Here is a 23,160-nt window from a genome sequence, read left to right on the forward strand (position 1 = left end):
GTGCGCCGACTCCGGTCGACCCTATCGGCCGCACCGATGCCGGCGTGCGTTTCGCGAGGCCGGACGGGGCTCACCCGTCCGGGGCCCCACGGCGCCCACACACGACATCCACACGAGACCCGTACCCTTGACGGCGTGACCATCACCTCCGCCCTCGCGGCGACCCTGACCGCCGGCGGGCCGCTCGTCACCCTCGGGCCCGACTGGCTGAAGGCCGACTACCTCATCGAGTCCTTCGGCGCCTACGCGCTGATCGGTGTCTGCGTCATCGTCTTCATCGAGACCGGCCTGCTCTTCCCGCTGCTGCCCGGCGACTCGTTGCTGTTCACCGCGGGTGCGCTGGTCGCCCAGGACAAGCTCGACTTCCCGCTGTGGCTGCTGTGCACGCTGCTCTTCGCGGCGGCCTTCCTCGGCGACCAGACGGCGTACCTGATCGGGCACACGGCAGGGCCACGGATCTTCAACCGACCGGACTCCCGCATCTTCAAGCAGAGTCACATCGCGCAGACGAACGCCTACTTCGAGCGGTACGGCGGACGCACGATCATCATCGCGCGCTTCATCCCGTTCGTGCGGACCTACTCGGCGGTGGCCGCGGGCGTCGGCAAGATGCGCTACCGGCACTTCGTCGCCTACGACGTCGTCGGTGCCCTGCTGTGGGGCGTGGGCGTGACCCTGCTGGGCTACGCGCTGGGCAACGTCACCTTCATCAAGAACAACATCGAGATCCTGCTCATGGGGGTCGTCCTGGTCTCCGTCGCACCGGTGGTCATCGAGCTGTGGCGCAAGCGACGAGCGGTGGGCACCGTCGTGGAGAACCTCGCGGTCGAGGGCAGCGCCGAGGCGACCGGCACCGCGAAGCCCTGACGGTGGCGCCCGCACCGGTGCCGTCCGGCGCCGTCCCGGTTCCTCCCGCGCCCGGTGGCCGTCGCCCGCCGGGGCCCGGGCGACGACGACGCGGACCCGGCTGGGTGCCCAACCAGCACGGCGCGTGGGCGATGCTCGTCGTGCCCGTCCTGGTCGGCGCGCTGCACGCCGGCGCGCGCTGGTGGCACCTGCTCCTGCTGGTCACGTGGCTCGTCGCCTACCTGGCCTTCTACGCGACCGGGCTGTGGCTCAAGGCCCACCGCAAGGCCCGCTACCGCCCACCGGTCCTGGCCTACGGCGCCGCGACGACGGCGCTCGGTGTCGCGACCCTCGCGGCGCAGCCGTCGCTGCTCCGGTGGGCAGTGGTCTACGCGCCGCTGCTCGCGGTGAGCCTGTGGTTCTCCTGGCGACGCGACGAGCGCTCCCTGGCCAACGGCCTGGTCACGGTCGCCGCGGCCTGCCTGATGGCTGTCGTCGCGCACGCACCGGCGGCACCCGGGAGCACGGCGTTCCCGGGCTGGTTGCCCGGCGGTGGCGCCGAGCAGGTGTGGGTGGTCGCCGGCGTGCTCTTCGGCTACTTCGCCGGGACGGTCTTCTACGTCAAGACGATGATCCGCGAGCGCGGGAACCGCGGGATGTACGTGACGTCGGTGGCGTACCACGGCGTCACGACGATCGTCGTCGCCCTCGCCTCACCGTGGCTCGGCGGACTGTTCGCGCTGCTCGCAGCCCGGGCCGCCGTCGTGCCACGGACCTGGCCCACGGCGACGCCGAGGACCATCGGCTACGGCGAGATCGTGGCGAGCGTCGTGCTGGCGGTCATGCTCGTGACGCTCGTCTGAGCGGCGCCGGCCAGCCGGCGCCGGCGCCGGTCACCGACCGCCCGGTCAGGCGCCGGTGCCTCCGAAGTCGACCCGGGGCGCGGCCCGGACGGCGGCGTCCTCGACCTCGAAGTACTCGGCCCGCGTGAAGCCGAACGCGTTGGCCACGACGTTGGCCGGGAAGCTCTCGACCTTGGTGTTGAGCCCGCGCACGTTGGCGTTGTAGAAGCGCCGGCCGGCAGCGATCCGGTCCTCGGTGTTGGTCAGCTCGGCCTGGAGCTGGCTGAAGTTCTCACTCGCGCGCAGCTGCGGGTACGCCTCGGCGACGGCGAACAGGCGGCCGAGGGCCTGGGTCAGCTGGTTCTCGTGCGCAGCCTGCTCCGCGGGCCCCGATGCCGGCTGGGCGGCGGCGGCCCGGGCCGTCGTGACCTCGTCGAAGACCGCGCGCTCGTGCGCCGCGTATCCCTTGACGGTCTCGATCAGGTTCGGGATCAGGTCGTGGCGTCGGTGCAGCTCGACGTCGATCTGCCGCCAGGACTCCTGCACGAGGTTGCGCAGCCGGACGAACCCGTTGTACGTCACGACCGCCCACAGACCGGCGATGACGACAAGGGCGACGAGCGCGATCAGGATGATCGAGATGGGCTCCACGAGGGTTCCTCCCTGTTCAGGTACTGGCGGGATCGTAGCCGTGGTCGAGCCACACGTAGCGCGGAACGGCATCCGCGATCGCGCACATCACCTGGAGCCGCGACGCGACGGCGTCGAGCCTCGGGGTGCCAGGGTCCCAGCACAGGAGGTCGGTGCCCTCGATGCGGAGCGACAGGTGGGTCGCATCCGGTCGCAGCAGGCGCTCCATCAGGCGCGGGTGCACGACGTCGTGCGCGAACTTCGCGTCCGGCGCCTCGACCCGCCACACCCGGTTGAAGTCCTCCGACTCGAACTCGATGTCCTGGCCGCCGAAGGTCTTGGCGAGCTTCGCCCCGATGCCGTCCGGCGTCAGCTCGAGGGTGGGCAGGTAGGCCGGCAGCTGCAGCGCGAGGACGTGGAAGGTCACCGTCGACTGGTTCTTGCCCGAGCCGGTCGTGTACCGGTAGCAGAAGGAGGCCGCGTTCCGCCCCTGGAAGGGACCGACGACGAGCTCGGAGACCCGCTTCGAGTGCCCGATGCGGAACGGCTGCCCCTGCCAGCAGCCGATCAGTGACGGGTCCGAGCCGAGGTAGGTCCAGCCGACCTGGGCGGCCCACGCCTTGACCGCCTTGACGCGCTGGGCACTCATCCACAGCCCCAGCCCGATCAGCACCGGGACGAGCAGGAGCACGACGAGCAGGAAGCCGGCGTCCATGGGTCAGGCGACCGGTCCGAGACCGAGGTCGGCCAGGTCGAACAGGTAGTGGTACGGCAGGCCCTGCGCCTCGATCCGCTCCCTGGCGCCGGTGCCGCGGTCGACGATCACCGCGACGCCCACGACGTCGGCGCCGGCCTCGCGCAGCGCCTCGACGGCGGCGAGCACGGACCCGCCGGTCGTCGAGGTGTCCTCGACGGCCACCACGCGACGGCCCGCGACGTCGGGGCCCTCGATCCGGCGCTGCATGCCGTGCGCCTTGCCCTCCTTGCGGACGACGAAGGCGTCGAGGTCCTGCCCGCGCGAGGCGGCGGCGTGCAGCAGCGCCCCGGCGACCGGGTCGGCGCCGAGCGTCAGGCCGCCGACGGCGTCGATCTCGCCGACACCGAGGCCGGCCTCCTCGAGCAGGTCGAGCAGCACGTGACCGACCAGCGGCGCAGCCCGGTGGTGCAGGGTGATCCGGCGCAGGTCGACGTAGTAGTCGGCCTCCTTGCCGGAGGCCAGCGTGACGCGCCCGTGCACGACGGCGAGCTCGGCGATCAGCGCGCGCAGCTGCTCACGGGGCGTGGGGGCAAGGACGACGGGCTCGGTCGGGGTCACGGCCCACAACGCTACTGCCCCCACGCCCCCACCCCGCCAGACCCGCCCACCGGTGGGACGGGCCGACCTGTCGGACGGGCCGACCTGTCGGACGGGCTCACCTGTCGGACGGGCCGAGGGAGGTGTCAGACGGAGGGGTCGGGCTCAGCCGGCGATGTCGACGGGTCGCGGGGACGTCGGTCGCCCGCGGACAGGGCGCGGATCGCGGCGCGGGGCAGGATCCGGGCGACCTCGGCGACGAGCCCGTAGCGCAGGCTGGGGGTGGAGATGACGGCGCCGCGGCGGACGTCGGCGAGCGCGGCCGTCACGACGCTGTCGGCGTTGAGCCAGGCCAGCTCCGGGTAGGTGTCGCGCTCGAGCCCGGCCCGCTCGTGGAACTCGGTGTGCACCAGCCCGGGGCACAGGGCCGTCGCCGTGACCCCCGTGCCGCGTAGCTCGACGGCGAGGCCCTCGGTGAAGACGCGCACCCAGGCCTTGTCCGCCGAGTAGGTGCCCATCGCCGACAGGGCCGCCATCGACGACACGTTGAGGATCGCACCGCGGCCCCGCTCGACCATCGAGACGGCGGCGGCGTGCGAGAGCACCATGACGGCCCGCACCATGACGTCCAGGCCGTTCTCGTGCGCGGCGAGGTCACCGCCGACGAAGGGCTGGCCCAGGCCGAAGCCCGCGTTGTTGACCAGCAGGCCCACCGGCCGGTCGGACTGGCGGAGCCGCTCGGCGACGCGCTCGACCTGTGCGCGGTCGGCGAGGTCGGCGGGGAGCACCTCCGCCCGGATCCCTGCGGCGGCGCGGAGCTGCCCGGCGAGCCGCTCGAGCCGCTCCTCGTTGCGAGCCACCAGGACGACGTCGTGCCGTGCGGTGGCGAGCTGCCAGGCGAACTCGAGGCCGAGCCCGGCGCTCGCCCCTGTGATCAGTGCCGTAGCCATGACGCCACCCTACGTGCCGCGCGCGGGCAGACACGGACGTTCCGGCCTGCTCCGCCGATGACGGACTGCAGCGGCGTCGGGGGCTCCGGGTAGCGTTCCTGTCATGCGGATCGCGACGTGGAACATCAACTCGGTCCGGGCACGCGCGGACCGCGCAGTCGCCTGGCTCGAGCGCACCGGGACGGACGTGCTCGCGCTGCAGGAGACCAAGTGCGCCGACGCGCAGTTCCCGTACTCGGTCTTCGAAGCAGCCGGTTACGAGGTCGCCCATGTCGGGCTGAGCCAGTGGAACGGCGTCGCGATCGTCTCGCGGGTCGGCCTGGCGGACGTCGAGGTGGGCTTCCCGGAGCAGCCGGAGTTCGGCGCCGAGACACCCGTCGTCGAGGCACGTGCCCTGGGTGCGACGTGCGGCGGCGTCCGGGTGTGGAGCCTGTACGTGCCGCACGGGCGTTCGCCGGACAACCCGCACTACACGTACAAGCTCGCCTGGCTCGAGCAGCTCAGGCGGGCCGCCGCGGGCTGGATCGACCCCGTGACGGGTGACCCGTCGGCGCAGATCGCCCTGGTCGGGGACTGGAACGTGATCCCGCTGGACAGCGACGTCTGGGACGTCACGCAGTTCGAGGGGCAGACGCACGTCACGCCGGCCGAGCGCGCCGCCTTCTTCGCCTTCGCCGACGTCGGCTACACGGAGGTGTCCCGGGTTCACCTGCCCCAGGAGGGCAGGTACACCTACTGGGACTACCAGCAGCTCGCCTTCCCCAAGAACAAGGGCCTGCGGATCGACTTCGCGTACACGTCGCCGGCCCTGACCGCGCGGGTCGCGAGCGTGTCGATCGATCGCGAGGAGCGCAAGGGCAAGGGCGCGTCCGACCACGTGCCCGTCGTGGTCGACCTCGCCGACGACCCGGCGACCGTCGTCTGATCGCATGCGGCCGACGCACGCGGTCAGGACTCCCGGATTCACCCACACGCCTGGGCTCCCGGACGCTAGGTTTCGGCCATGAGCACTCCCCCGACCTGGGCGCGACCGGAGCCCGTGCGGCCTGGCCTCCCTGGTGACGTGGGCTTCGTGCCGGATGAGCCGGCGCCGGGCGACCCGTACGGCACCGTCCCGCGGTCCGGCCGGGGCGACCCGTACGCGGCGCCGCAGGCTCCCTCGGCCGCACCGGGCCCCGCCGTCCCGCGCTCCCCGTCGGGCTATCTGGCACTGACCTACCCCGCCGGCGGGTACCTCCCGCAGGAGGAGCCCGTCGGCTACGCCTTCGCCCCGCCGCCAGCGGCGTACGGGTACGACCCCGCGTACCTGCACGCCCCCGACCAGCCGGTCGCCTACGGCCCGCCGGCAACGGCGTATGGCTACCCCGACCAGCCGGTCGCCCACGGCTACCCCCAGGCGCCGGCCTACGGGTACGGCCCACCGCCCGCCTACGGATACCCCTCGCCGGCGGGGTACGGGCCCGTCTGGGGTGCTGCACCGCCGGCCACCGACGGCATGGCGATCGCCTCCCTGGCGACGGCGCTGGGCGGACTGCTCATCTTCATGGGTCTGCCGGGCATCGTGGCGGTCGGCCTCGGCGTGGCCGCGCTCCGCAGGATCGCCCGCACGGGGACGCAGGGGCGCGGGCTGGCGATCGCCGGCATCGTCGTCGGGGGCCTCTCGACGCTCTTCCTCGCGCTGATGGTGTTCGCCATCCTGATGGACCCGGAGATGGGCTTCTGATGAGCGCACCTCCCGGCCCTCCCGGTCCTCCCGGTCCCTACGAGCGTCCGGGCCCGCAGGGCTACCCCCGGGGCTACCCCCAGGCGCCGGGACCGCAGCAGGGCTACTACCCGCAGCAGGCGTACTACGCCCCGGGCTGGCAGGCCCCGGTGCCACCGCCCGCTCCGCCCGGGCAGCGCGTGCCGCGGCGCACCAGGACCGTCCTGGCCGTGGTCGGGGGCGTGCTGGTGCTCGGCCTGGTCGCCGGCCTCGTCACCGCAGGGCGCTACTACCTGGGCATCCGGCCGCTCGGCGACGTCGACGGGGCCCGGTCCGCGACCGCCCGCCAGCTCGCGCCGGGGCACTGCGTCGACCCGCTGCCGGCCGACGGCGCGGTCGTCCGCGTCACCGTGGTGCCGTGCGACGAGCCGCACGAGGCCGAGGTGGTCGGCGTGCTGGCCCTGCGCGGGGCCGACTGGCCGGGTCAGGACGAGGTCGACGAGCTGGTCACCGCGTACTGCGAGATGGACACCGTCCAGCGCGAGGCCGGTTTCCAGGCCGTCGTCTGGTCACCGAGCGCGGCCGGCTGGGGCCAGGGCGACCGGCGCGGGCTGTGCCTGGCATGGCTCGACGGCGGTGGCGCGACCGGTTCGTTCACGTCCGGCGACGACGTCACGGTTCCCTGACCGGCTCAGACCGGCTCAGCCTCGGCGCACCTCCGTCGTCAGCTCGGTGGAGTCCGCGTGCCGTCCGACGACGACGCCGAAGACGCCCGGCTCGGTCACCCACCCACCGGCCGGCTCGTCCCAGTGCTCGAAGGCCCGACGCCGCAGCGTGACCTCGGCGGTGACCGACGACCCGGCGTCGGCCGCCACGACGGCGGAGCCGGCGAGCCAGCGGACCGGACGCTCGACATCGGAGAGCGGCCGGGTCAGGTAGACCTGGACGACCTGCCGTCCGGTGCGTGCGCCGGTGTTCGTCAGGTCGACCCGGACCGTGAGCGGGCCGGTGCTGCCGTGGTCCTGCGCACCCGCGTCGACCCGGACGGCGTCGTAGGACCAGGTCGTGTACCCGGTCCCCGAGCCGAACGGGTACGCCGGAGTGGCTCCGGCGCGCTGCCAGGCGCGGTACCCGATGTGGATGCCCTCGTCGTAGCGGACAGTGCCGTCGACCGGCGTGGTGTCCAGGACGGGCACGTCCTGGGCGCGGGCCGGCCACGTGGTGGGCAGCCGTCCGCCGGGCTCGGCCGCACCGGTCAGGACGTCGGCGAGCGCGTGGCCGTACTCCTGGCCGCCGAACCAGGTGATCAGCAGGGCTGCGACGTCGTCGTGCCACGGCATGACGACCGGCGAACCGGAGTTGACCACCACGACGGTGCGGGGGTTGGCGGCGACGACGGCGCGCACGAGCGCGTCCTGGTGCCCCGGCAGGTCGAGCGACGTGCGGTCGAAGCCCTCGGACTCGACCTTCTCGTTGGTGCCGACGACGACGACGGCGACGTCAGCGGCCGCGGCGACGGCTGCGGCTTCGGCGATGAGGGCCTCGGCGGACTCGGCGACGGGTCGCCAGCCTGCCGTGAAGCCGAGCACACCCGGCATCGAGGACCCGTCCGGCATCGAGGGGATCGCGACCATGCGGTGGTCGAAACGCAGCCGGTGGGTGCGTCCCGCCTCGACGTCGAGCCGGACGGTCGAGCTCGGCGGTGCCATCAGGGCGGCACCGAGCTCGACGTCGTCGTGGCCGGCGGTCGCGTCGAGCACGGTGACGCCGTCGAGCTCGAGGACCGTCCGGCCGAGCACCTCGAACCCGAGCTCGATCGGCCCGGTCTCGGTCGGGGTCCAGTCGGTGACGAGCTCGAAGGCGACGACACCCGTCGGGGCGTCGCCGAGCCACATCAGGTCGGTCGCACGGCGAGCCTCCTCGAGCACGACGGTGCCGGCCGCATCGATGAAGCGGATGCGGACACCCTGCTCGCCGGTGTCCGGGTGCCGCACGGTGTCGAGGTCGAACGGCAGGACGCCGTCCTGCACCAAAGCGCCGATCGCGTGCGTGATCGTCGCGCCCGGCAGGGCCGCCCGCAGCCCGGCCAGGGGCGAGACCGTCGCCTGCGGCACGACAGTGGCGCTGCCGCCGCCCTGGGTGCGCGGCCGCTGGGCGCTCTGACCGAGCACGGCGATCCGCACCGGGGTGCCCGGCTCGCGCGGTGGCGCCAGTGGCAGGACGCCGTCGTTGCGCACGAGCACGATCGCCCGCACCTCGGCCTCCCGCGCCAGCGCGATGTCCGCCGCGTCGGTCGGACCGCCGGACGGCAGCAGCGGTGCCGCAGGCGTGACGTCGTCGAGCGCGCCGACCCGCGCTGCGAGCCGCAGCAGCCGGCGCACCTTGTCGTCGAGCACCTCGACCGGGATCTCGCCGGCCTCGACGGCCGCGACCAGCGCGGCTCCCCACGGTCCGTCCGGCCCCGGCATCACGAGGTCCTGCGCAGCCGCCGCCGATGCGAGGGTGCGCACGGCGGTCCAGTCCGAGATGACGACCCCGTCGAAGCCCCACTCACCCTTGAGCGGCTCGGCGAGCAGCGTGTTCTCGGTCATCGTCACGCCGCGGACGGCGTTGTAGGCGGACATGATCGTCCAGGCGCCGCCGTCGACGACTGTCCGCTCGAACGGTGCGAGGTAGAGCTCGCGCAGGGCACGGTCGGACAGCTCGACCGACGCCGTGAACCGGTCGGTCTCGAAGTCGTTCGCGACGTAGTGCTTGGGGCACGCACCGACGCCGTGGTCCTGCAGGCCCCGGACGAAGGCCTCGGCGATGTCCGCCGTGAGCAGGGGGTCCTCGGAGTAGGCCTCGAAGTGGCGGCCCGCGAGCGGGCTGCGGTGCAGGTTGATCGTCGGGCCGAGCACGACGTCGACGCCCTTGCGACGTGCCTCGTGCGCCATCGCCACGCCGTACCGGTAGGCGATCTCGGGATCCCAGGTCGCACCGAGAGCTGTCGCGCTCGGCAGGTTGAGCGACGGCTCCCGCTCGTCCCACCGCGCACCGCGCACGCCGGACGGCCCGTCGGACACGACCATCACGCGCAGGCCCGCGTCCGGCTCGGCGTGCAGCGCCCAGAAGTCGGCGCCCGTCAGCAGCCGGACCTTCTGCTCGGTGGTCAGCGCGGCGAGGCGCTCCTTCACCTGCTCCTCGACGTCGTGGTGGGTCAGAGTTCTCCGTGGGGTGCGCGCCATCGTCGGTCCGTCCGTGCTCGAGGTGGAATCCCTACCGCACGGTCAGTATTACAGGCACTATCCGGTCCAGGTGACCGGTTCCGGCAGCGATCCGCGCGTGTGCGCGACGCGCTCGGGCGTCACAGCTCACACGTCAGCAGCCGACCCAGGTGGTCGCGGAGGACCACCACCATGTCGACGGCCGACCGGTCGAGCAGCCACTGCACCTGGAGACCGTCCATCAGCGCGGCCAGCGCGGTCGCCGCGACCGCCGGGTCGACGTCCGATCGCAGGATGCCGTCGGCCCTCGCCTGCACGAGGACCTGCTCGAACTGACGCCTGGTGGTCTCGTACCTGCGGACGCACCACGCGTGGGCAGGGTGCAGGGGGTCCGTCGCCTCGGCGGACAGGCTCGCGTGCAGCTCGACCAAGGCCGGGACCTCGACGTTGTGCTCGACCAGGGCGACCATGCCCCGCAGCTGGTCGAGCCCCGACCCGGCGCTGGCCAGGTAGCGCGCGCTGTCGAGCTCGTCCCGCTGGGCGAGCACCGCGGACAGCAGGACGGCCTTGCTCGGGAAGTGGTGCAGCAGACCCGGGTGCGAGATGCCGCACCGCGCCGCGAGCTCGCGCAGGGACGCCGCGCGGTAGCCCACCTCGGCGAACAGACGCACCGCCTCGTCGAGGATCTGTCGACGGGTGGCACGGCCGCGGGCGTACCCGCGCAGCTCCGCACCGCCCGCTCGGGGGCCCGACGTCATCCCGGCGCTAACTGTCGGACCCGGTGTCGTGCGGCACCGACGCCGTGATCACTGTGCCGTCGGCTCGGTGCGTACCCGGCGGTGCGGCCGCTCCCGGCTCCCCCTCCAGCCGCGGACCCTGGCCGTCGAGCAGCACCGTGACCGGGTCCTGCGAGTCGACGACGACCCGTCGGCCGCGGACCGTCACCGCTGCCCCGTCTCCCGTCTCGGCCGCGAAGGTGATCGAGTCGGCGCGCACGGTGACCAGCAGCCGGGTGTCGCGCACGGTCAGCCGGAAGGTCAGGGACGGCCACGCGTCGGGCAGCCGTGGATCGAAGGAGAGCTCGGGGACGTCGTCCCGCATCCCGCCGAAGCCGTGCACGAGTGCACCCCAGACCCCACCGGCCGAGGCGACGTGCACCCCGTCCGCGGTGTTCGCGTGCAGGTCGGCGAGGTCGACGAAGAGCGACTCGTGGAAGTGCCGCAGGGCGAGCGCGTGGTAGCCGACCTCGGCCGCGACGATCGACTGCACGATGCCGGACAGCGTCGAGTCGCCCGTGGTGATCGGCTCGTAGTACTCGAAGTCGGCGCGCTTCTGCTCCGCGGTGAAGTACTCGCCCTGCAGGAAGAGCGCCAGCACGACGTCGGCCTGCTTGAGCACCTGGAAGCGGTAGATGACCAGCGGGTGGTAGTGCAGCATCAGGGGCCGCTTGTCGGCCGGGGTGTTGCGCAGGTCCCACACCTCACGCTCGTGGAAGCTCGAGTCCTGCGGGTGGATGCCGAGGTTCGCGTCGTACGGGATGGCCATGGCGTCGGCCACCCTCGACCACTCGAGCACCTCGTCGTCGACGAGACCGAGCCGGGCCACCATCCGCGCGTGCTCCACGGGCCGGTCGCGCTCGAGCTCGGTGACCGCGCGGACCGCACGCCGCAGGTTGAACCTCGCCATCACGTTCGTGTAGAGGTTGTCGTTGACCACTGTCGTGTACTCGTCCGGGCCGGTGACGCCGTGGATGTGGAACGTGTCGGCGCCGTTGCCCCGCCAGAACCCGAGGTCGGCCCACATCCGCGCGGTCTCGACGAGCACGTCGACGCCGTCCTGGGCCATGAACTCCTCGTCGCCGGTGGCCTGCACGTACTTGCTCACGGCGTAGGAGATGTCGGCGTCGATGTGGTACTGCGCGGTACCGGCCGCGTAGTACGCGGACGCCTCCTCACCGTTGATCGTGCGCCACGGGAACAGGGCCCCGCGCTGGGTGACCTCCTGGGCCCGGTCCCGCGCCGCGGGAAGCATGGTGCAGCGGAAGCGCAGCGCGTTGCGGGCCACCACCGGCGACGTGTAGACGAAGAACGGGACCACGTAGATCTCGCTGTCCCAGAAGTAGTGGCCGCCGTAGCCCGACCCGGTCACACCCTTCGCCGAGATGCCGGTGCCCTCCGCCCGCGCTGCTGCGGCGGCGAGCTGGAACAGGTTCCAGCGGATCGCCTGCTGCAGCTCCGGCTGACCCTCGACCTCGACGTCGGAGCGGGCCCAGTACGCGTCCATCCAGCCCCGCTGGTCGGCGAACTGCTTCTCGACGCCCTCGTCCAGGACCCGGTCGAGCGTGCGGCGGCACCGGTCGACGAGCTCCCGCGCCGGCACGTTGCGCGAGGTGTGGTAGCTGACGGTCTTCGTGATCCGGATCGGCCGGCCCGGCTGGGCACGGATCCGGAAGACGTGCTTGGCGACGTCCTGCTCGACCTGGGTGAGCACCTCGTACTCGTTCTCGGTCTCGATCCGGTGGTCGGTCGCGACCGCGAGCGTCATCCCCGAGTGGGTGCACTGGTACCCGAGGACGGCGCGGTCGCCCCCGCCCCACTGCAGGATGGGCTGCAGGACGCGCTCCTCGAACGCCCAGGCCCGACGCGGGTCCGGGACCCCACCGGACTTCGGCTTCGTCCGGTACTCGTCGAGCCCGTCCTGACGGTTGATGACCTGCGAGGACACGACGACCGGTGCCGGGGCGTCGAGCACCGTCACGTCGAAGGTGTAGACCGCGAGGTGCCGCTGGGTGAACGAGACCATCCGCCGCGAGCGCACGCGCACCCGGTTGCCCGAGGGCGTGCGCCAGACCAGGTCGCGGGTGAGCACGCCGTCGGCGAGGTCGAGCGTGCGCTCGTACGCGACGAGGTCCGCGACCGAGAGCAGCAGCGGCTCGTCGTCGACGTACAGCCGCAGCACCTTGGTGTCCGGGACGTTGACGATCGTCTGACCCGTGTGGGCGAAGCCGTAGGCGGCCTCGGCGTGCCGGATGGTCCACGTCTCGTGGAAGCCGTTGATGAACGTGCCGTGCGCATAGCGGTCGCGCCCTTCCTCGACGTTGCCGCGCAGCCCGAGGTAGCCGTTGCCGACCGCGAAGAGGGCCTCGGTCCGTCCGAGGTCGTCCGCGTCGAACATGCTCTCGGTCAGCCGCCACGGGTGGACCGGGAACCGCGTGCGGTCCAGGGGGTCGCGGAGCCCGGTCACCGGGTCACCAGCTCGGCGAGGTCCTCGACGACGACGTCCGCTCCGGCCTGCAGCAGCACCTGTGCGCCGGCTCCGCGGTCGACGCCGACGACGAGGCCGAACCCGCCCGCCCGGCCCGCGGCGACGCCGGCGACGGCGTCCTCGATCACCACGGCACGGTCGACGGGCACACCCAGCAGCTCGGCGGCGCGCAGGAAGGTCTCGGCCGACGGCTTGCCCAGCAGACCCTCGTCGTGGGCCAGCTCGCCGTCGACGACGACGACGAACCGATCGGCCAGCCGAGCGGCCCGCAGCACCGCCCGGGTGTTGCGTGAGCTCGACACGACGGCGACGGCGACGGCCCGCTGCGCGAGCTCGTCGAGCAGCGCTACCGACCCGGGGTAGGCCGTCACGCCCTCCTGCGCCAGCAGCCGGTCCAGCACCTCCTGCTTGGTGTTGCCGAGGCCGCAGACCGTCCCGGTCCCGGGCGCGTCGGCCGGCTCACCCTCCGGCAGGACGATGCCGCGTGAGGCCAGCACCGCCCGGACGCCGTCGTACCGGGGCTTCCCGTCGATGTGGGCGAAGTAGTCGGCCCCGCTGTAGGCGGGCAGCACGCCCCGCGCAGCGAGATACGTGGAGAACACCTGGTGCCAGGCGCGCATGTGTACCTCAGCGGTCGGGGTCAGGACGCCGTCGAGGTCGAAGAGCACCCCGTCGAAGCGGTCCCAGACCATGACCCAACGCTAGCCCTCCGGCCGTCGTGACGAGCCTCGGATCACCCCGTCCGGGTGGTCAGGACCAGGCCGTCGCCGGCCCCGTCGGCGGCTCGGTCGACGGTGACGGTGACCCCGTCATGAGCCTGGCCGGCGAGGAGCAGCCGGGCCAGCTTGTCGCCGATCTCGCGCTGGACCAGGCGGCGCAACGGCCGGGCGCCGTAGGCCGGGTCGAAGCCCTCGATCGCCAGCCACTCGCGCGCGGCCGGGGTCACCCCGAGGGTGATCCGACGGTCGGTGAGCCGTGCGGCCAGGTAGCCGATCTGCAGGTCGACGATCTGGCCGAGCTGCTCGAGGGTCAGGGCGTCGAACAGGACGACGTCGTCGAGCCGGTTGAGGAACTCGGGCTTGAACGCGACCCTGACCGCGGCCATCACGGCCTCTCGCTTGGTCGCGTCGTCGAGGGTCTGGTCGACCAGGAACTGCGAGCCGAGGTTCGACGTCAGCACCAGGATCGTGTTGCGGAAGTCGACGGTGCGGCCCTGGCCGTCGGTGAGCCGACCGTCGTCCAGGACCTGCAGCAGGATGTCGAAGACCTCCGCATGAGCCTTCTCGACCTCGTCGAGGAGCACGACGGAGTACGGCCGTCGGCGCACCGCCTCGGTCAGCTGACCACCCTCCTCGTAGCCCACGTACCCGGGCGGCGCCCCGACCAGCCGCGCGACGGTGTGCTTCTCGGAGTACTCGGACATGTCGATACGGACCATGGCCCGCTCGTCGTCGAACAGGAAGTCGGCCAGGGCCTTGGCCAGCTCGGTCTTGCCGACCCCGGTCGGGCCGAGGAACAGGAACGAGCCGGTGGGCCGGTCCGGGTCGGAGATCCCGGCCCGCGCCCGCCGCACCGCGTCCGAGACCACCCGGACGGCACGGTCCTGGCCGATCAGCCGTGCACCGATGACGTCCTCCATCCGCAGCAGCTTGGCGGTCTCGCCCTCGAGCAGCCGCCCGGTCGGGATGCCGGTCCAGGCCGAGACGACCTCCGCGATCTCGTCCGGGCCGACCTTCTCGGCGATCATCGGCGCCTCGGTCGGCGAGCTGCCGTCGCGGTGGCTGCGGCCCTGCTCGGCGGCCTCGGCGTCGGCGATCTCACGTTGGACGGCCGGGATCTCGCCGTACAGCAGCCGCGAGGCGGCATCGAGGTCGCCGTCGCGCTGCAGACGCTCGGCGGCCACCTTGAGCTCGTCGAGGCGCACCCGCAGCTCACCGACCCGGTTCTGGCCCGCCTTCTCGCGCTCCCACCGCGCGGTCAGGGCCGCGAGCTCCTCCCGCTTGTCCGCGAGCTCGGCCCGCAGCTTGTCCAACCGCTCGAGCGAGGCGTCGTCGTCCGCCTCGGACAGGTACGACTCCTCCATCGTCAGACGGTCGACCGCGCGGCGCAGGACGTCGATCTCGACCGGCGAGGAGTCGAGCTCCATCCGCAGCCGGGACGCGGCCTCGTCGACCAGGTCGATGGCCTTGTCCGGCAGCTGCCGGGCCGGGATGTAGCGATCGGCGAGGGTCGCGGCGGCGACCAGCGCCGCGTCCGAGATACCGACCTTGTGGTGCGCCTCGTAACGCTCCTTGAGGCCGCGCAGGATGGCGACGGTGTCCGGGACGCTCGGCTCGCCGACGAAGACCTGCTGGAAGCGCCGCTCCAGGGCCGGATCCTTCTCGATCCGCTGGCGGTACTCGTCGAGGGTGGTGGCCCCGACCAGGCGCAGCTCGCCCCGCGCGAGCATCGGCTTGAGCATGTTGCCGGCGTCCATCGAACCCTCGGCCGCCCCGGCGCCGACGACCGTGTGCAGCTCGTCGATGAAGGTCACGACCTGACCCTCGGCGCCCTTGATCTCCTCCAGGACCGCCTTGAGCCGCTCCTCGAACTCGCCCCGGTACTTCGCCCCGGCAACCATCGAGGCCAGGTCGAGGGCGATCAGGCGCTTGCCACGCAACGACTCCGGCACGTCGCCGGCCACGATCCGCTGCGCCAGGCCCTCGACCACGGCGGTCTTGCCGACGCCGGGCTCACCGATCAGGACCGGGTTGTTCTTGGTGCGCCGCGAGAGCACCTGGACCACCCGGCGGATCTCGGCGTCGCGACCGATGACCGGGTCCAGCCGCCCGTCCCGCGCCGCCTGGGTCAGGTCGATGCCGTACTTCTCCAAGGCCTGGTAGGTCCCCTCGGGATCGGGGCTCGTCACGCGCGCGGAACCCCGGACGGCGGGCAGCGCCGCAGCGAGGGCCTCCCGGGTCGCACCGGCGGCCCGCAGCGCCTCGGCCGCGCTCGACGAGCCGGCCGCGATGCCGAGCAGCAGGTGCTCGGCCGACACGTACTCGTCGCCCAGGGCCTGCGCCTCGGCCTGCGCCGACGTGATCACGGCGCTCATCGCGCGCGACAGGCTCGGCTGGCCGACGGAGCCGCCGGACGCCGCGGGGAGGGTGGCTCGGGCCGCCGCGACCCGCCGGGTGAGCGCGGACCGGTCGGCGCCGACCGCGTCGAGCAGACCGGTCGCGACGCCACCCTCCTGGGCGAGCAGGGCTTCGAGCAGGTGCACCGGCTCGAGCTGGGGGTTGCCTGCCGTCGTCGCGGACCCGACCGCCTGCGCGAGGGCCTCCTGCGACCTCGTCGTGAACTTGGGCTCCATCTGTGCCTGCCTCCGTGACTGTCGTGATCGACACTCAGCGCAACCGCTGCAAAGTTGAGCGTATTCCGCTCAAGTCTCATGCGCGAGCCGCCGATGCTCTCCTCTGCGTCATCCGGTGGACGGCCGGCAAAACGCACCCCGTCGGCCCGCGCCTGTGGGAGGGTCAAGCATGCGCACACGACGACTATGGGGAGCCTCCGCGCTCGCCGCCACACTCCTGCTCGCCCTGACGGGCTGCGTCAAGGTGGACATGGACATCCAGCTCCAGTCCGACGACACAGTCGACGGCTCACTCCTCTTCGCCGTGTCCTCCGAGCTCGCCGAGCTCTCCGGTCAGGACCCGGAGGCCCTGGCGGAGCAGATGCAGCAGGACATGACCGAGGGCGACGACTCCGGTACGACCAGGACCGAGCCGTACGACGACGGCGAGTACATCGGCAGCACGACGTACTTCGAGGGTGAGACGCTCGACTACTTCGGCGCGTCGTCCGACGACCCGGATGCCCTGAAGATCGTGCGCGAGGGCGACGAGTTCGTCGTCAGCGGCGCGATGGACCTGACCGACGCCGGCGCCGAGGACATGGGCGACGTCGGCGGCGCGATGGACGTCAGGATCGCGATCACGTTCCCCGGTGCGGTGGGCGACCACGACGGGACCCTCGACGGCAAGACGGTCGTCTGGGAGCCGGTCATCGGTGAGCGCACCGAGATCAATGCCCGCGGCAGCGCCGTGGAGGGTGGCGGCCTCGGCGGTCTCCAGCCCCTGCTGATCGGCCTCATCGCCCTCGTGGCTCTCGCAGCGATCGGCGTGGTCGTCTTCCTCGTCGTGCGCAGCCGCAGGGCCGGCGCAGCGCCGGCTCCGGCCGTGCCGGGCGGGTACGGCGACCCGAACGTCGGCTACGCAGGCGGCCTGCCGGGCGACGCCGGTGCCGTCCCGCCGGCGCAGTTCACCCCGCAGGCACCGCCCGTGGCACAGGTGCCACCGGCACCGCCGGCACCACCCGCCGCACCGCCGGCACCACCCGCCGCACCGCCGGCACCGCCTGCGGCACCGCCGGCCCAGGTCGAGCCGCCGGTCCAGACCGAGCCGCCCGTCCCGCCGCAGGCGCCCGAGCAGTGACCTCACCCGATGGCCCGGCCCACCACGGGCCGGGCCATCGGCGTCCCCTGGGCGGGCCTGTCCCGCGGGTCGCCCGGCTGGCATGATCGGCTCAGGGTCGAACCACGGGCACGCGGCCCCGTCCCGGAGGAGCAGCGCACCATGTCGATCGTCGTGGGGTACACACCCACACCGGAGGGCGAGGCGGCCCTGCGGCACGCCGTCACGGAGGCCACCGTCCACGGGCACGACCTGGTCGTGGTCAACGTCTCGGCCACCAGCGACCCGCCGGAGAAGACCTTCGCGACCGAGGGTGAGCTGGCCGCGGTACGGGCGACGCTCGACGCGAGCGGCGTGCCGTACGCGGTCCGTCAGCTGGTCCGTGGCAAGGACGCCGCCGAGGAGATCATCGACGTGGCGGAGGAGACCGGCGCGGCGTTCATCGTCATCGGGCTGCGGCACCGCTCACCGGTCGGCAAGCTCCTGCTCGGCAGCAACTCCCAGCAGATCCTGCTCACCGCAGCCTGCCCGGTCGTCGCGGTGAAGGCACCCCGCTGAACGCCGACGGGGTCACCGACGCACCGGTCCGGGCCTGGTTGCCCGACCTCCTGGGCGATGGCTGGCAGACGCTGACGCTGCCCTTGCGACCGGACGCCCAGGGCCCGGCGATCGCGACGCTCGTCCGCCGCACCAGGTCCGCAGGGAGCAGGCGGGCGGTGCTCTACGTGCACGGCTACGTCGACTACTTCTTCCAGACCCACCTCGGCGACTTCTGGGCGGACCTCGGCTACGACTTCTATGCCATCGACCTGCGGACGCACGGCCGCGCGCTGCTCGACCACCAGGTGCCGAACTACTGCACCGACCTCGCCGTGCACAGCGAGGAGCTCGACCTGGCCGCCAGGATCATCCGCGAGGAGGAGGGCCACGACACGCTCGTCGTGATGGGCCACTCCACCGGCGGGCTCGTCCTGAGCCTGTGGGCGCACGCACGGCGGGACCGACCCGCGGGACCGGTGGCCGACGCCCTCGTCCTGAACAGCCCGTGGTTCGACCTGAACCGTGGCTGGTTCGACCGCGTGGTGACCACCCACGCCGTCGACCTGCTCGGACGCGTGGCCCCGCACGCCGTCGTCGGGCAGGTCGGGCGGTTTTACGGCGAGTGGCTGCACAGCCCTCAGGGCGGCTGGACGTTCGACCAGCGGTGGAAGCCCGACCGTGGCTTCGGCGTCCGGGCCGGCTGGCTGCGCACCGTGCGCCGTGGCCACCGGGCCGTCGCGCGCGGGCTGGACATCGACGTGCCCGTCCTGGTGTGCGCGGCCGGGACGAGCGGCCCGTACGACCGGTGGCACGACGCCCTCGACCGGACCGACAGCGTGCTCTCGACCGAGCAGATCGTGGCCAGGGCGCCGTTCCTCGGCGGGGACGTCACGATCGTCCAGATACCCGACGGCGTGCACGACCTGACACTGTCGCCCGAGCCCGCGCGCACGGCGTTCTTCGACGCCGTGCGGGCGTGGGTCGGCCGGCGCCTGCCGTAGGCAGGTCGGCCGGTGCCCCGAGCGGTCAGCGCCCGGCGTTCGCCATCGTGCCCGTGACGCCGCCCTTGGTGGTGGTGTCGACCGCGAGGCAGAGGATCTGGCGGTCGTCCATGTTGTCCCAGCTCTCCTGCGTCGGCGCCATCGACTGCAGGTAGATCTCGGAGTCGTCGTAGCTGACGCCGATGAAGGTCTCGAACTCGGCATAGCAGAAGTCGTCCGCCTGTGCGAAGACCTCGTCCTGACCGGGGAACTCGCCGTCCGCCAGATCCGTCGTCGCGTACACCTCGGAGTCGTGGGCCTCGGCGCACGGGATCGTCTGCACGCTCTGGACCTCGGTCTCGGCCTCGGCGGTGTTGAGGCAGTCGCCGATCCGCAGCGAGAAGACGTCCGAGTCGCTGCCCTCGACGATCTCGCCGGACTCCTCGTCGCGGACGGCGTCGCCGGGGCCGCAGGCGGTCAACCCGCCGACCATGACTGTCGCGATGAGCAGGGCGGCGGCACGACGGGGCAGGGCGCGCATAGGGAGGTCCTTCGACGGCGGGGTGCGGGGTCTGGTGCGTGCACGCTATCGCGCTGGGCGTCGGCGCAGCCGGAGTGTCCCGGGTGCGTGGCGTACGGCGGCGATCCGTCCACCATCCGGTCGGACGTACCCGCCGCACGGGTTCGGCGTGCCGGCCGATCCCGGGTTACCGTGATCCGAGCGCCCTGCGGTCGTCGCACGGCTGCCCCCCGTGCCGCCCCTGGAGGAACCCCATGGTCATCAACCCCGTCTCGATCGGCGACCGACCCGCCCCCGCCGTCCAGGAGTCGTCCGGCGGCTGCGGCTGCGGCGGCTGCGGCTGCGGCGGCGGGAACGGCGCGACCGACGAGGCGACGGTCGGGTCCGTCGACCTGGCGAGCGCGACGACGGCGACCTACGGCGTCGAGGGCATGACCTGCGGCCACTGCGTCTCGGCCGTCACCCAGGAGCTCTCGACCGTGCCCGGTGTGACCGACGTGGACATCACCCTGGTGAAGGACGGGGTCTCGACGGTGACCGTCCGCAGCGCCGCCCCGCTGGACGTCGACACCGTGCGCGCGGCGGTCGACGAGGCCGGCTACGCGCTCGTCGACAACGCCTGACGACGGGCCGGCGGATGCCGCGGTGACTGCGCCGAGGCATCGCTTCGAGCACCTCCCCGCCTCCGCGCACGAGGAGATCCGCACCTTCCATCCCCGGCGCAGCCCCCTGGGTCCCGCCCGGCTGGACGCCCTGGAGACGCTGTGGCCCCGGCTGGGCTTCTCCGTGCACGACGAGGCGACCGGACCGGCGCCGCTGACCGCCGACGGTCTGCTCGACACCGTGACCCTCTTCGGCCGGCGCGCCCCGCTCGTGCTCGAGGTCGGCTCCGGGATGGGCGAGACGGTGGTCGCGATGGCCGTCGCCGACCCGGTGCGCGACTACCTCGCGGTCGAGGCCCACCTGCCCGGCATCGCGCACCTCCTCGGCCTGATCGACCGGCGGGGCCTGACGAACCTCCGCGTCGCGCACGGCGACGCGCTGGAACTCGTCCGGCGCCGGATCGCACCGGGCGGCCTCGACGCCGTGCACGTCTTCTTCCCCGACCCGTGGCCCAAGGCCAAGCACCACAAGCGGCGGCTCATCGCCCCGGCACACGTCGCCCTGCTGCGCTCGCGCCTGCGACCCGGCGGCACCCTGCACTGCGCGACCGACTGGGCGCCGTACGCCGTGGCGATGCTCGAGACGCTCGCCGCCGACCCCGAGCTCGTCAACACCCACGCCGGCTACGCGCCACGCCCGGCACACCGACCGGTGACCAAGTTCGAGCGGCGCGGCCTCGCCCTCGGCCACGAGATCGCCGACCTCGTGTTCGTCAGGGTCGGCTAGGTGTAGTTCCTCGGGACGTTGTGATCAGCGTGGCGTGAGCGGGGAGGCGAGGACCTCCGGTATCGAAGGGGTTACCAGACCGTCTTCGAACACCCGGAGGTCCTCGTGACTCACGCTAACGCCCCGTTGACCCCGACCGGCAGGTTGCGGTTGGCCAAGGTGATCGTCGAGGACGGGTGGGCGGTGCGCCGCGCCGCCGAACGGTTCCAGTGCTCCCCGGCAACAGCGAGCAAGTGGGCGCACCGGTATCGAGCTGGGCAGCCGCTGACGGACCGGTCCTGCCGGCCGCGCCGGTCCCCGGGCCGGTGCCCGCGCCGCACGGAGCGGCGGATCGTGGCGTTGCGGTTCACCCGCCGGTGGGGCCCGCACCGCATCGCCTACCACCTGCACGTCCCGCGCTCGACGGTGGGCCGGGTCCTGGCCCGCTACCAGATGCCCTTGCTGGCCCACCTGGACCAGGCCACCGGGCTCCCGGTGCGCAAGGCCGCCGCGGTCCGCTACGAGGCCAGCGCGCCCGGGGATCTGGTGCACGTGGACATCAAGAAGCTCGGCCGGATCCCCGACGGCGGTGGGCACCGCGTGCTGGGCCGCCTGGCCGGCAAGAAGAACAGCCCGGGCCACGGCCGCGGTCCGGGCTATGCGTTTTTGCACCACGCCGTCGACGATCACTCCCGTCTGGCCTATTCCGAGATCCTGGCCGACGAACGCAAGGAGACCGCGGCGGGGTTCTGGAGCAGGGCCAACGCGTTCTTCAGCGGGATCGGTGTCACGGTGACCGCGGTGATGACCGACAACGGCTCCTGCTACCGGTCTCGAGCGTTCGCCGCGGCCCTCGGCGAGGGTGTCAAGCACCGGCGCACCCGCCCCTACCGGCCCCAGACCAACGGCAAGGTCGAGAGGTTCAACCGCACCCTGGCCACCGAGTGGGCCTACGCCGCCACCTACACCTCCGAGGCGGCCCGCGCCGCGACCTACGATGCCTGGCTGCACCACTACAACCACCACCGACCCCACACCGGCATCGGCGGCGCCGTCCCCTCAGACCGCGTTCACAACCTCACGGGGAACTACAGCTAGGTCTCCGCCCGCAGCACGGGAGTCCCGCCCGAGCGCAGCTCGACCTCGACGATCTCGTCGAGCGGCATCCCGGTGGCTGCCGGGACGGTGACCTCGTGTCCGGGCACCGCCGTCCAGGTCGCGACCTCCTCGACCTTGCCCTCGGCGTCCCGCACCACGAGCGAGTACTCCGCAGCTCCGGCAGGGTCACCGCCATACGGACCACCCGGTGCGACCTCGGACGCGTCGTAGCTGCACCGCAGGTCGATCCGGGTCCCCCAGGCCACGGCATCGAGCTGCACGCTGGCCCGCACCGGTACGTCGAGCAACGGTGCCAGCTCGATCGCCTCGGCGGCGATCGTCGGTGCGGGGACCGGCGAGCGCCACGGGAGCCCGGCCGGTCCGCCGGAGACGACGAGGGCGATCGCGGTGACGGCGGCGGCAGCGAGCGAGCCGCCGAGCCAACGGCGGCGCAGCCGGGTCGACTCCTCCCGCCGCGCGACCCGCAGGAGGTCGGCGAGCAGCATCGGTGGCGGCCCGGGGTCGCGCGACAGGTCGGGGGTCAGGGACGTCACCGGCGCGACGCCGAGGATCAGGTCGTCGTCGACCGGGTCGACGGCGGCGTCCGCGGCCGGCCCGGCCGCCGCGGGCAGCGAGCGCACGACGTCGGCCGGCACCAGGTCCAGCAGCGCGGGAAGGGCGGCGACGTCATCGACGGCTCGCCGGCACTCGGCACACGTGGCCAGATGAGCCTCGAAGGCGAGCCGCTCCGGGACGGAGAGGGCGCCGAGGACGTACGGGCCGGCGTCGACGGCGGTCCGGTGCTCGGCACCGGGCTCGCCGGGCTCTTCTCGGCGAGCGTCGTCGTCACGTCCGGACCGGTCGGGTCGGGAGAGCCTCATCGGGTCACCCCCATCTCCTGCAGGACCAGTCGCAGCGAACGCAGCGCGTAGTAGGTACGGGACTTCACGGTGCCCTCCGGGACGCCGAGGATGCGTGCGGCGTCGGCCACCGAGCGTCCCTGGAAGTGGCACAGCACGATCACCTGACGGTGCTCGATCGAGAGCCGCTCCAGGGCGTCGGCGACCAGCCAGGACTCGAGCAGGTCGTCGGTCGCCGCCGAGCCGCCCGCCTCCGCGCGGGGCTCCGGCGGTTCGGCGACCGCGATCTCGCGGCGGGAGCGGCTCGACCGCCACTCGTCGATGACCAGGTGCCGGGCCACCGTGAAGAGCCAGGCCCGGGTGCTGGTCGCCGGACCCTCGAGCACCCGCGGCGTCCGCCAGGCCCGGAGCAGGGTCTCCTGGACCACGTCCTGCGCATGGCTGCGATCGCCGCCGGTCAGGCGCAGCGCGTAGCCCCACAGCGCCCTGGCGTGCTCGCTGTGCAGGGCGATCATGAGATCTGCCGAGCTCACGGTCATGCCGCACCTCCCACCCAGAGGAACGACCACGGCACCGGTCAGGTTCAGTGAACCAGACGACCCGGCGTCT

General features: G+C 72.8%; 23 protein-coding genes. 11 read left to right on the forward strand and 12 right to left on the reverse strand.

The annotated features are described in order from the left end of the window. Positions 1 to 135 precede the first annotated feature (135 nt). Both K415_RS0105295 and K415_RS0105300 read left to right on the forward strand, forming a co-directional pair. The gene (locus K415_RS0105295) at positions 136 to 867 is read left to right on the forward strand and encodes a VTT domain-containing protein (protein ID WP_231494833.1); all 732 of its coding nucleotides are present in this window, start codon (positions 136 to 138) and stop codon (positions 865 to 867) included. Positions 868 to 971: 104 nt separating this feature from the next. After that, a complete protein-coding gene (locus tag K415_RS0105300; RefSeq protein WP_024286049.1) occupies positions 972 to 1,709 on the forward strand; it encodes a YwiC-like family protein in 738 nt (245 codons plus the stop codon). 45 nt (positions 1,710 to 1,754) lie between these two features. Here K415_RS0105300 and K415_RS0105305 read toward each other — a convergent pair whose 3' ends face one another. The 4 genes from K415_RS0105305 to K415_RS0105320 all read right to left on the reverse strand — a co-directional run bounded on the left by K415_RS0105305 (position 1,755) and on the right by K415_RS0105320 (position 4,562). After that, positions 1,755 to 2,339 (reverse strand): LemA family protein, encoded by a 585-nt coding sequence (locus K415_RS0105305; protein WP_024286050.1) that lies wholly within the window; start codon positions 2,337 to 2,339, stop codon positions 1,755 to 1,757. Positions 2,340 to 2,355: 16 nt separating this feature from the next. Continuing rightward, positions 2,356 to 3,033 carry a hypothetical protein gene (locus K415_RS0105310; protein ID WP_024286051.1) on the reverse strand — a complete coding sequence of 226 codons (678 nt, stop codon included), beginning with the start codon at positions 3,031 to 3,033 and terminating at the stop codon, positions 2,356 to 2,358. A 3-nt stretch (positions 3,034 to 3,036) separates the two neighbouring features. After that, on the reverse strand, positions 3,037 to 3,642 hold the full coding sequence (gene pyrE / locus K415_RS0105315) for an orotate phosphoribosyltransferase (protein ID WP_369795270.1): 606 nt from the start codon (positions 3,640 to 3,642) through the stop codon (positions 3,037 to 3,039). A 116-nt stretch (positions 3,643 to 3,758) separates the two neighbouring features. Further along, entirely contained in the window at positions 3,759 to 4,562 is an 804-nt protein-coding gene (locus K415_RS0105320; protein ID WP_024286053.1) for an SDR family oxidoreductase, read from the reverse strand. A gap of 103 nt (positions 4,563 to 4,665) precedes the next feature. Between K415_RS0105320 and K415_RS0105325 the strand changes: the two genes are divergently transcribed. From K415_RS0105325 to K415_RS0105335, 3 genes are all read left to right on the forward strand, one after another. After that, positions 4,666 to 5,487: an exodeoxyribonuclease III gene (locus K415_RS0105325; protein ID WP_024286054.1), complete on the forward strand. Its 822-nt coding sequence runs from the start codon at positions 4,666 to 4,668 to the stop codon at positions 5,485 to 5,487. A gap of 78 nt (positions 5,488 to 5,565) precedes the next feature. Continuing rightward, complete coding sequence (locus tag K415_RS0105330; protein ID WP_081784894.1) at positions 5,566 to 6,285, forward strand: DUF4190 domain-containing protein; 720 nt, start codon at positions 5,566 to 5,568, stop codon at positions 6,283 to 6,285. Then, positions 6,285 to 6,950: a septum formation family protein gene (locus K415_RS0105335; RefSeq protein ID WP_024286056.1), complete on the forward strand. Its 666-nt coding sequence runs from the start codon at positions 6,285 to 6,287 to the stop codon at positions 6,948 to 6,950. Before K415_RS0105330 ends, K415_RS0105335 begins: the two co-directional genes overlap by 1 nt. A 15-nt stretch (positions 6,951 to 6,965) precedes the next feature. Here K415_RS0105335 and K415_RS0105340 read toward each other — a convergent pair whose 3' ends face one another. The 5 genes from K415_RS0105340 to clpB form a co-directional block, all read right to left on the reverse strand. Continuing rightward, positions 6,966 to 9,491, reverse strand: coding sequence for a beta-glucosidase (locus K415_RS0105340; RefSeq protein WP_024286057.1), 2,526 nt, complete (start codon positions 9,489 to 9,491; stop codon positions 6,966 to 6,968). Positions 9,492 to 9,610: 119 nt separating this feature from the next. Beyond that, the gene (locus K415_RS0105345) at positions 9,611 to 10,228 is read right to left on the reverse strand and encodes a TetR/AcrR family transcriptional regulator (protein WP_024286058.1); all 618 of its coding nucleotides are present in this window, start codon (positions 10,226 to 10,228) and stop codon (positions 9,611 to 9,613) included. Between the two features lie 7 nt (positions 10,229 to 10,235). Beyond that, a complete protein-coding gene (locus K415_RS0105350) occupies positions 10,236 to 12,644 on the reverse strand; it encodes a glycoside hydrolase family 65 protein (protein ID WP_081785182.1) in 2,409 nt (802 codons plus the stop codon). Positions 12,645 to 12,709: 65 nt separating this feature from the next. Further along, positions 12,710 to 13,426 (reverse strand): beta-phosphoglucomutase family hydrolase, encoded by a 717-nt coding sequence (locus K415_RS0105355; protein WP_024286060.1) that lies wholly within the window; start codon positions 13,424 to 13,426, stop codon positions 12,710 to 12,712. Positions 13,427 to 13,467: 41 nt separating this feature from the next. Next, positions 13,468 to 16,086, reverse strand: coding sequence for an ATP-dependent chaperone ClpB (clpB, locus tag K415_RS0105360; RefSeq protein WP_024286061.1), 2,619 nt, complete (start codon positions 16,084 to 16,086; stop codon positions 13,468 to 13,470). 169 nt (positions 16,087 to 16,255) lie between these two features. On the opposite strand from clpB, the gene K415_RS0105365 reads away from it, so the two are divergent. From K415_RS0105365 to K415_RS0105375, 3 genes are all read left to right on the forward strand, one after another. Further along, a complete protein-coding gene (locus K415_RS0105365; RefSeq protein ID WP_081784895.1) occupies positions 16,256 to 17,206 on the forward strand; it encodes a DUF3153 domain-containing protein in 951 nt (316 codons plus the stop codon). Positions 17,207 to 17,347: 141 nt separating this feature from the next. Beyond that, positions 17,348 to 17,743 carry a universal stress protein gene (locus K415_RS0105370; protein ID WP_024286063.1) on the forward strand — a complete coding sequence of 132 codons (396 nt, stop codon included), beginning with the start codon at positions 17,348 to 17,350 and terminating at the stop codon, positions 17,741 to 17,743. Positions 17,744 to 17,781: 38 nt separating this feature from the next. Beyond that, the gene (locus tag K415_RS0105375) at positions 17,782 to 18,726 is read left to right on the forward strand and encodes an alpha/beta hydrolase (RefSeq protein ID WP_024286064.1); all 945 of its coding nucleotides are present in this window, start codon (positions 17,782 to 17,784) and stop codon (positions 18,724 to 18,726) included. A gap of 25 nt (positions 18,727 to 18,751) precedes the next feature. Here the strand turns inward: K415_RS0105375 and K415_RS0105380 are convergent, their stop codons facing one another. Next, positions 18,752 to 19,246 carry a septum formation family protein gene (locus K415_RS0105380; protein WP_024286065.1) on the reverse strand — a complete coding sequence of 165 codons (495 nt, stop codon included), beginning with the start codon at positions 19,244 to 19,246 and terminating at the stop codon, positions 18,752 to 18,754. 233 nt (positions 19,247 to 19,479) lie between these two features. Here K415_RS0105380 and K415_RS25095 point away from each other — a divergent pair, with 233 nt between their 5' ends. The 3 genes from K415_RS25095 to K415_RS0105395 all read left to right on the forward strand — a co-directional run bounded on the left by K415_RS25095 (position 19,480) and on the right by K415_RS0105395 (position 21,691). Continuing rightward, a complete protein-coding gene (locus tag K415_RS25095) occupies positions 19,480 to 19,848 on the forward strand; it encodes a heavy-metal-associated domain-containing protein (protein ID WP_024286066.1) in 369 nt (122 codons plus the stop codon). Positions 19,849 to 19,870: 22 nt separating this feature from the next. After that, positions 19,871 to 20,614 (forward strand): tRNA (guanosine(46)-N7)-methyltransferase TrmB, encoded by a 744-nt coding sequence (gene trmB, locus K415_RS0105390; RefSeq protein ID WP_024286067.1) that lies wholly within the window; start codon positions 19,871 to 19,873, stop codon positions 20,612 to 20,614. A 105-nt stretch (positions 20,615 to 20,719) separates the two neighbouring features. Beyond that, the gene (locus K415_RS0105395) at positions 20,720 to 21,691 is read left to right on the forward strand and encodes an IS481 family transposase (protein WP_024286068.1); all 972 of its coding nucleotides are present in this window, start codon (positions 20,720 to 20,722) and stop codon (positions 21,689 to 21,691) included. Here the strand turns inward: K415_RS0105395 and K415_RS21450 are convergent. After that, positions 21,688 to 22,572, reverse strand: coding sequence for a zf-HC2 domain-containing protein (locus K415_RS21450; RefSeq protein ID WP_024286069.1), 885 nt, complete (start codon positions 22,570 to 22,572; stop codon positions 21,688 to 21,690). The two genes, K415_RS0105395 and K415_RS21450, sit on opposite strands and share 4 nt — an antisense overlap. Next, a complete protein-coding gene (locus K415_RS0105405; protein WP_024286070.1) occupies positions 22,569 to 23,090 on the reverse strand; it encodes a sigma-70 family RNA polymerase sigma factor in 522 nt (173 codons plus the stop codon). Before K415_RS0105405 ends, K415_RS21450 begins: the two co-directional genes overlap by 4 nt. Between the last annotated feature and the right edge of the window lie 70 nt (positions 23,091 to 23,160).

Source organism: Cellulomonas sp. KRMCY2, from assembly GCF_000526515.1.
Lineage (GTDB): Bacteria > Actinomycetota > Actinomycetes > Actinomycetales > Cellulomonadaceae > Actinotalea.